At 71.5% G+C, this 6,632-nt stretch carries 5 protein-coding genes; 2 read left to right on the forward strand and 3 right to left on the reverse strand.

Annotated elements, in window-relative coordinates; all coding sequences use genetic code 11:
- Window positions 1-65: 65 nt before the first annotated feature.
- A complete protein-coding gene (locus H9652_RS12015; RefSeq protein WP_138825941.1) occupies window positions 66-2,633 on the reverse strand; it encodes an ATP-dependent Clp protease ATP-binding subunit in 2,568 nt (855 codons plus the stop codon).
- A 230-nt stretch (window positions 2,634-2,863) separates the two neighbouring features.
- Complete coding sequence (locus tag H9652_RS12020; RefSeq protein ID WP_191796457.1) at window positions 2,864-3,853, reverse strand: YwiC-like family protein; 990 nt, start codon at window positions 3,851-3,853, stop codon at window positions 2,864-2,866.
- Between the two features lie 183 nt (window positions 3,854-4,036).
- On the opposite strand from H9652_RS12020, the gene H9652_RS12025 reads away from it, so the two are divergent.
- Both H9652_RS12025 and H9652_RS12030 read left to right on the forward strand, forming a co-directional pair.
- Entirely contained in the window at window positions 4,037-4,663 is a 627-nt protein-coding gene (locus tag H9652_RS12025) for a hypothetical protein (protein ID WP_191796458.1), read from the forward strand.
- Between the two features lie 152 nt (window positions 4,664-4,815).
- Complete coding sequence (locus tag H9652_RS12030; protein WP_191796459.1) at window positions 4,816-5,724, forward strand: universal stress protein; 909 nt, start codon at window positions 4,816-4,818, stop codon at window positions 5,722-5,724.
- Here H9652_RS12030 and H9652_RS12035 read toward each other — a convergent pair.
- Window positions 5,721-6,632 (reverse strand): Ig-like domain-containing protein (locus H9652_RS12035; RefSeq protein ID WP_404822023.1); only part of this gene is annotated, 912 nt, incomplete at its 5' end. The genes H9652_RS12030 and H9652_RS12035 overlap by 4 nt on opposite strands.

The raw sequence follows: 6,632 nt of genomic DNA on the forward strand, positions 1-6,632 counted from the left end.
GGGGGCCCTTCGAGCCGGTCGGCGTCAGACGACCGGGGATCGACAGCCGATGGCTGCCGGGAGGATCACTCCGCGCCGGCCTGCAGCTCGCCGGTCGGCGGGAGGTCGGCCGTCGAGATGCCCGCGGGGGCGTTGAGCGCTGCCGTCGCGGCGACGCTCACCGGGCCACGCTCGTGGTCGTCCTTGGAGACGCCACGGAACGTGAACTCGCCCAGCAGGCCCTCGCCCTCGGCGTCGACCAGGACGATCTGACCGGCCTTGAGCTCGCCGAACAGGATCTTCTCGGACAGCACGTCCTCGATGTCGCGCTGGATCGCGCGACGCAGCGGACGAGCGCCGAGGACCGGGTCGTAGCCCTTCTCGGCCAGCAGTGCCTTCGCGGCGGTCGTGAGCTCGATGCCCATGTCCTTGTCGCGCAGGCGCTTGTCCAGCTTGGCGATCATCAGGTCGACGATCTGGACGATCTCGGTCTGCGAGAGCTGCGGGAAGACCACCACGTCGTCGACGCGGTTGAGGAACTCGGGGCGGAAGTGCTGCTTCAGCTCGTCGTTCACCTTGGCCTTCATGCGGTCGTAGCTCGTCACCAGGTCGCCGCCGGCGTTGAAGCCGGTCTGCAGGCCCTTGGCGATGTCCCGCGTACCGAGGTTCGTGGTCATGATGATGACGGTGTTCTTGAAGTCCACCACGCGGCCCTGCGAGTCGGTCAGGCGACCATCCTCGAGGATCTGCAGGAGCGAGTTGAAGATGTCGGCGTGCGCCTTCTCCACCTCGTCGAACAGGACCACGGAGAACGGACGACGACGGACCTTCTCCGTCAGCTGGCCACCCTCGTCGTAACCGACGTAGCCGGGAGGCGAACCGAAGAGACGCGAGACCGTGTGCTTCTCCGAGAACTCCGACATGTCGAGCTGGATGAGCGCTTCCTCGTCCCCGAAGAGGAACTCGGCGAGCGCCTTGGCCAGCTCGGTCTTACCGACGCCCGTGGGGCCGGCGAAGATGAACGAGCCACCGGGACGCTTGGGGTCCTTGAGGCCTGCACGCGTGCGGCGGATCGCCTGGGAGAGCGCCTTGATGGCCGTCTCCTGGCCGACGACGCGCTTGTGCAGCTCGTCCTCCATCTTCAGCAGGCGCGACGACTCCTGCTCGGTGAGCTTGAGCACCGGGATGCCGGTCGACATCGCGAGCACCTCGGCGATCAGGTCCTCGTCCACCTCGGCGACGGTGTCCAGGTCTCCGGCCTTCCAGGCCTTCTCCTTGTCCGCGCGCTGCTGCGTGAGCTGCTTCTCGGTGTCGCGCAGACGCGCGGCCTTCTCGAAGTCCTGCTCGTCGATCGCGGACTCCTTGTCGCGACGCGCCTCGGCGATCTGCTCGTCGAGCTCCTTGAGCTCCGGCGGGGCGGTCATGCGACGGATGCGCAGACGCGCGCCGGCCTCGTCGACCAGGTCGATCGCCTTGTCCGGCAGGTACCGGTCGTTGATGTACCGGTCGGCCAGCGTCGCGGCAGCCACCAGCGCGGCGTCCGTGATGGACACGCGGTGGTGCGCCTCGTAGCGGTCGCGCAGACCCTTGAGGATCTCGATCGCGTGCGGCAGGCTCGGCTCCGAGACGAGGATCGGCTGGAAACGACGCTCCAGGGCCGGGTCCTTCTCGATGTGCTTGCGGTACTCGTCGAGCGTGGTCGCACCGATGGTCTGGAGCTCGCCACGAGCCAGCATCGGCTTGAGGATGCTCGCCGCGTCGATCGCGCCCTCGGCAGCACCCGCACCGACGAGCGTGTGGATCTCGTCGATGAACAGGATGATGTCGCCGCGCGTGCGGATCTCCTTGAGGACCTTCTTCAGGCGCTCCTCGAAGTCACCGCGGTAGCGGGACCCGGCGACCAGGGCGCCGAGGTCCAGCGTGTAGAGCTGCTTGTCCTTGAGCGTCTCCGGCACGTCGCCCCGGACGATGTCCTGGGCGAGGCCCTCGACGACGGCCGTCTTGCCGACGCCCGGCTCACCGATCAGCACCGGGTTGTTCTTGGTGCGGCGCGACAGGACCTGCATGACGCGCTCGATCTCCGAGGTGCGTCCGATGACGGGGTCGAGCTTGCCCTCGCGTGCGGCCTGCGTGAGGTTGCGGCCGAACTGGTCGAGCACGGCCGAGCCGGAAGGCTGGCCCTCGGCAGGGCCGCCCGCGGCGACGGGCTCCTTGCCCTGGTACCCGGACAGCAGCTGGATCACCTGCTGGCGCACGCGGTTGAGGTCGGCGCCCATCTTCGTGAGGACCTGGGCTGCGACACCCTCTCCCTCACGGATGAGCCCGAGCAGGATGTGCTCGGTGCCGATGTAGTTGTGGCCGAGCTGAAGGGCCTCGCGGAGCGAGAGCTCCAGGACCTTCTTGGCGCGCGGCGTGAACGGGATGTGCCCGCTGGGGGCCTGCTGGCCCTCGCCGATGATCTCGGTGACCTGCGAGCGCACACCGTCGAGGGAGATGTTGAGGGACTCCAGCGCCTTGGCTGCGACTCCCTCTCCCTCGTGGATGAGGCCGAGCAGGATGTGCTCGGTGCCGATGTAGTTGTGGTTGAGCATCCGTGCCTCTTCTTGGGCAAGGACGACGACCCGACGGGCTCGGTCGGTAAATCTCTCGAACATGTGCTGCTCCTCACGAGCGGCGTACACCCGCACCGGTGGTGCTCAGGCCTGACCGCAACGACTCTATCCGGGACCAACGGGGCCGACCCCACGGATATGCCCTTGTTCGCCAGGGGCGTGACGAGGGGCTCGCTCCGTGACCTTCGGCAGGACCGCGACCAGTGTCCGGAGGCTGTCCGTTCCGCCCGCCGGTGACCGTTAGGCGAGGTGGGGATGACCGAAACGCGAGGTCAGGGCACCACGGTCGACGCGGCGCCCGCCTCTAGGCCACCCTGGCCGCCCGCACCCACGGCGACCGACCCTCCCGCCCCGACGGCGCCCGACGCGCCGGACCCGACCGCCTCGAACGTCTGCGGCAGCACGAGGACCACGACCGTCACGAGAACGCTCGCCACGACCTCGCCCATCCCGAACTGCATCGGCGTCGCCTGCGTGCGCGGCACCCAGACCGCACGCACCGTGAGCCCCGCGAACAGCGCGGCCGCGGGCCACCACACGAGCCCGGCCGCCGCGAGGGCGGCGGACGCGACCACGCCGGCCGCCAGGTGGTAGACCACCGAGGCGACGAGGTAGGAGCGCTCGCCGCGCTCACGGATCAGCGTCTTGACGTACAGGATCGTCCCCGCGAAGTACGCCAGCACGACCACGAACAGCGCCCACACCTGGAGCCACCCGATCCCCGCGACGCCCGTGACGCCGTCGGGCAGGGGCATGAGCGGCCAGACGCCGGGCCACGCCGCGCCGGGCCGCGCGCCGGGGCCCACGCCCGCCGCGAACGCGACCGGCAGCATGAGGCACGCCGCGAGGACCGTGGCGCCGTCGTTGAGCAGCGAGCGCTCGCTGCGCCGGTAGGAGCTCCACAGGCTCACCGCGACGAGCGGGGCGAAGAGCGGCACCCACGCCAGGAGGTCGGGGCGCAGGAGCAGGACCGCGACGGCTGGGACGACCGTCGCGATCCCGTACGCCCGCACTGGCGGCCACCAGCGCGCCTTGAAGCGGGACTTCAACCACAGGCCGGTCGCGAAGAACGCGAAGTACCCGACGAACCACAGCGCGGCGAGGGGCACGTGCACCCAGGCCGGGCTGCCGAGGAAGACCCCGACCAGCAGCGGCACGGCGAGCATCGCCCACGCGCCGTGCTGGTCGGGCACCCAGCCGGGGCCGCGGCGTCGTCGACGCCTCGTGGGACGCCGCTCAGGCTGCGTGCTCCCCTGGGTCATCCCCAGAGGCTGGCACGCGTCGTCGCAGACCAGGGCGTCGTCCCGGCGGGCGGACCACACGTTCCGCCGACCGGACTCACCCGCTCCCGACGTGCGCGACGGACGCGCCGCCAGCATCGTTGACCCCAGGACGCCACAGGGGCAGTCTCGAGGCAGGGGCACGCGCCAGTCCGAGGGAGGACGATGCACAAGCCGGACGAACCAGCAGGAGCCCACGAGTCGTGGGAGCAGATCGTCGCGCGCTTCGCCCGCTTCAGCGGTGTCGTCGGCGAGATCACGGACCCGCTCATGTGGGGCCTGGACCTCGAGGAGGAGACCGTCACCGGGACGGGGGGCGACGACCGCGACCCGACCGAGGAGCGCTTCCTGCGCGCGTACGTGTCGTTCGTCGGCGAGGCGGTCGACGTCGAGACGCTCCGCGTCGGGACGGACGACCCGCAGCAGGTCGAGGACATCGTGCGGGCCGCGCTCAGCGGTGCCCTCGCCGCTCCCCTGCACAACGACGCCCCCGACGGTACCGAGGGGCCGACCGGCGCCGACTTCGCCGACGCGTACCAGGACTACCGGTCCGCGATGCGGGCCATCGTGGAGGAGGTCGACAAGGCTCCCCTCCAGCACACGGCCTTCGTGGTCGACGACGTCTCGCACCCGTGCGTCCGGGTCGCCGTCCGGGCCACGGTCGCGGTGTACGTGCCGCTCGCCGACCGGGCCGTGATCGTGTCCGGGCCAGCGGACCTCGTGGACCGCGTGGACATCTCGACGGCCCCGATCCGCAACCTCCTGCACGGCGACGACGGGCCGCGCTTCTGAGGTCGTGGCACGGTCCCGGCGATGCTGACGGTCCCTCGTGATCAAGCAGACACGCCCAGGCGTGACGTCGCCCGCAGGACCGGCGAAGATGGAGGTGCGGACGGCGCACAGGAGCGCTGGACGGTCGTCGAACGAGAGAGCAGGTGACGTCGATGAGTGACGTGGTCGTCGGTGTGGACGGATCGGTCCAGTCCCAGGAAGCCCTCGACTGGGCCCTCGTCGAGGCAGGTTCGCGAGGCGTGCCGCTCACCGCGGTCCTCGCCTGGGAACCTTCTTGGAAGGACGGTCCGCGCCCCTCGGAGCCGGCCGACTTCAGCCACCTCGCGGACCTCAAGCAGGACCAGGTCCTGACCCTCCTGGACGAGGCCCGCCACCGTACGGGCGTCGAGGTCGTCACGCACGCGGAGCAGGTCCAGGGCTCGGCGGCCACCGCGCTGCTGGCCCGTGCGGAGCACTCGGAGATGCTCGTCGTGGGCAGCCGTGGGCTGGGGCGCCTGGGTCGGCTGGTGCTGGGTTCGGTGTCGTCGGCCGTGGTCCAGGGCGCGACGCAGGTCCCGGTCACGGTCGTGCGTCCCGCCGACGGCGACGCGGCGGACGACGCCGGAGCCCCGGCCGCGGCCGACGCGCCTTCGCGCGTCGTCGTGGGCGTCGACGGCTCGCGCACGTCGGTGCACGCGCTGCGCCACGGGCTCGAGGTGGTCCGGCGCACGGGCACCGTCCTGGACGCGGTGTTCTGCTGGCAGATCGTCACGCTGGCCCCGCTGCCCGACTCGTGGGGCTGGACCCCGCCCGTCGACGACTACGAGAAGTTCGCCGGCGAGCAGCTCGACCGCGCGCTCGAGGCCGCAGGCGTGGACCTGCCCGAGGACCAGGTCCGCCGCAGCGTCGTGCACGCCCACCCTGCGAAGGGGCTCATCGAGGCGGCCGAGGGCGCCGAGCGCCTGGTCGTCGGCAACCGGGGGACGGGCGGGTTCGACCGCCTCCTGCTGGGCTCGGTCAGCCGCCAGGCCGTCGAGTACGCCTCGTGCCCGGTGACCGTGGTCCGCCGCCCGGCCGACTAGCTCGGTGGCTGGTCGATCGTGAACGTCGAGGTCACGACCGGCCCGACGGCGCCCGTCGCCCGGTCGACGTAGCGCAGCCCGAGCGTGTGCTGCCCCGGGTCGAGACCCGAGGCGACCAGGTCGATCGGCCTGCCCGACATGGTGTGCAGGTTGCCGGTGGACCGACCGTCGAGGAACGCCTCGGTCGTGAGTCCGGCGCGCCCGTCGATGCGCACCGTGACGGACGGCCCCCACGGGATCGACCCGCCGTCGGTGGGAGCGAGGATCGTCGGCAGCAGGAACGTGAACGGCCCCGGGACGTTCGTCGCCTCGGAGGTGGTGCCGTTGCGCTCCTGCGTCACGGTGAGCGTCTCCCACACGGTCGCGCTTCCCGACGGCGTCGCTCGCCACGTGCCGTCGGGCGCGACGTCCGCACTGGCCACCACGGCAGAGGTTCCGTGGCTGGTCGCCGACACCGTCACGATCGCGCCGGGCTCGCCCGTGCCCGAGAGCTCGGGCAGGAAGACCAGCTCACCCACAGGCGGGGCCACGAGGGTCGGCGCGGCGAGCTCCGGGTCGACAGGGTCGACCGGGGGTTCTGGGTCGACCGGTGGGTCCACCGGAGGTTCCGGGTCCACCGGTGGGGTCACCGGAGGCTCCGGGTCCACCGGCGGGTCGACAGGCTCGGAGGGCGGTTCGACCGGCTCCACCGGTGGCACCACGGGAGGAGCGGCCGGGTCGGGAGCCGGGCGGACGGGGTTCGTCGCCCGACCGGTACCCGCGCCGCGGGACGGCTGGTCCGCCGTGGAGTCGTCGTCCTGCCCTGCCGCCGGTGCGGTGTCCGGGAGCACCTCGTCGGGGACGGTCGTGGGATCGGGCGGGGCCGCCCCGGGCACGAGAGCCAGCCCGTCGGCCGACGGGGCCTGGGA

The sequence above is a fragment of the Oerskovia rustica genome (assembly GCF_014836555.1).
GTDB lineage: Bacteria > Actinomycetota > Actinomycetes > Actinomycetales > Cellulomonadaceae > Oerskovia > Oerskovia rustica.